The sequence below is a fragment of the Streptomyces sp. NPDC006923 genome, assembly GCF_040635655.1.
GTDB lineage: Bacteria > Actinomycetota > Actinomycetes > Streptomycetales > Streptomycetaceae > Streptomyces.
Map to the genome: position 1 here is coordinate 1 of NZ_JBEYIF010000069.1, position 1657 is coordinate 1657.

The following is a 1657-nucleotide window of genomic DNA, read 5'->3' on the forward strand; positions in this document are numbered from 1 at the left end:
AGAAGCCGTATCTCAACCGATCATGGAACGTGCGGGTCGAACAGGTTTCCCGCCGGGGTGATCTTCCCGTTGTGCGCGCATGAAGACAGGGCCTCTCGGTAGCTCGGGGATGCGAATCTAACCAAGCAATGCCGGGAGGCCCTGGTGTCGTTGTTGTACGCGTCCGAGCCCGTGCAGTTCAACTCGGCTGCTCTATCGTGTGATTGCCTCGCACACGTGTACGGCAACGCGGCCGATCATCCCGATCGGGAACGCCGGTATCCGTCGGACATGACGGACTCGGAGTGGGCGGCCATCCGGCCGTTGCTGCCGGTGCCGGCCTGGCTCCAGGGCCGGGGCGGGCAGCCGGAAGCCTACTGCCACCGCCAACTGCTGGACGCGATCCGCTACCTGGTCGCGGGCGGTATCTCGTGGCGGGCGATGCCCGCGGACTTCCCCGCCTGGGGCCGGGTCTACGCCTTCTTCCGCCGCTGGCGCGAGCACGGGCTGATCACCGAGTTCCACGACCGGCTGCGCGGGAAGGTCCGTGAGCGCGAGGGCCGTGAGGCCGAGCCCACGGCGGGAATCATCGACGCGCAGTCGGTGCGGGCCGCCGCGACGGTGCCGGCCTCCTCACGCGGCTACGACGGCGGGAAGAAGGTGCCCGGGCGAAAGCGGCACATCGTGACCGACACGCTCGGCCTGCTCCTGGTCGTCGCGGTCACCGCCGCGAACATCGGCGACCGGGACGCCGCCACGGGCCTGCTGAGGCGGCTGCGCCGTCTGCACCGCGACATCACCCTCGTCTGGGCCGACGGCGGCTACACCGGCTCCCTCGTCGACTGGTGCCGTCAGAAACTCGCGCTGACCTTGGAGATCGTCAAGCGCACCGATGACATGGAGGGTTTCGTGGTGCTGCCCAGGCGCTGGGTGGCAGAGCGCACGTTCGCGTGGCTGATGCATTCGCGTCGGCTGGCCCGGGACTACGAGACGTTGCCGGCCAGCAGCGAGGCACTGATCCGGTGGTCGATGGTCACGCGGATGAGCCGGCGTCTGGCACGGCCACGGGCCGCCGGCCGACGCTGAACGCCCCCGACGTCTCCTGCACGAGCCACCCGCGCTCCGCCAGGCGCCGGGCCTTCGAGCGCACCCCCTCGACCTTCGCCGACGTTGTCTCCAAGCCCAGCTGAACCGTGATCTCCCTGGCCTTCAGCGACCCCTGGTCCGCCGGCTGCCGCTCCTCCAGCACACCAAGAATCCGCTGGTAGTCCGGCGCCAGCACCGTCACCGGCAGTCCTTCGCGCCAAGGCGGCACGATCGAACCCGGCACCGGCGAGGGCGCGGTTTCCTGCTCTGCCTCGGTCTCGGTCACGGCGGTGGTCTCGACAGCCGAAGCTGCCAGGGCCTCGACCAGTTCCTCCCGCGCGATCACCCGCCGGTCCAGCGCGATCTCTGCGGCCTCCAACACCCCAGCCAGCCACGCGACTTCCTCCCGCAGCCCTTCCACCCGCACCCGGGCTGCTGTCTCCCGCTCCTCCAGAATTCCCAGCACCGACGCCATCGCGCACCCCTCGATCACGGAGCCGAAACAAGACGCCGCATGCCTCCCTCATTCCGAGCTAGACCATGCCTGACCAGCGAAAATCAAGCGATCATGTTCGGTTGAGATACGGCTTCT

General features: G+C 68.9%; 2 protein-coding genes. One reads left to right on the forward strand and one right to left on the reverse strand.

The window, feature by feature from the left end; translation table 11 throughout:
- Positions 1-270: 270 nt before the first annotated feature.
- The gene (locus tag ABZ707_RS33430) at positions 271-1065 is read left to right on the forward strand and encodes an IS5 family transposase (RefSeq protein ID WP_112441909.1); all 795 of its coding nucleotides are present in this window, start codon (positions 271-273) and stop codon (positions 1063-1065) included.
- Here the strand turns inward: ABZ707_RS33430 and ABZ707_RS33435 are convergent.
- The gene (locus ABZ707_RS33435; protein WP_360182656.1) at positions 1013-1540 is read right to left on the reverse strand and encodes a hypothetical protein; all 528 of its coding nucleotides are present in this window, start codon (positions 1538-1540) and stop codon (positions 1013-1015) included. The two genes, ABZ707_RS33430 and ABZ707_RS33435, sit on opposite strands and share 53 nt — an antisense overlap.
- Positions 1541-1657 lie beyond the last annotated feature (117 nt).

What these genes read in the sequence shown, in the direction of transcription:
- ABZ707_RS33430 (WP_112441909.1), top strand. Translation starts at nt 271, where the DNA reads ATGACGGACTCGGAGTGGGCGGCCATCCGGCCGTTGCTGCCGGTGCCG.
- ABZ707_RS33435 (WP_360182656.1), bottom strand. Translation starts at nt 1,540, where the DNA reads ATGGCGTCGGTGCTGGGAATTCTGGAGGAGCGGGAGACAGCAGCCCGG.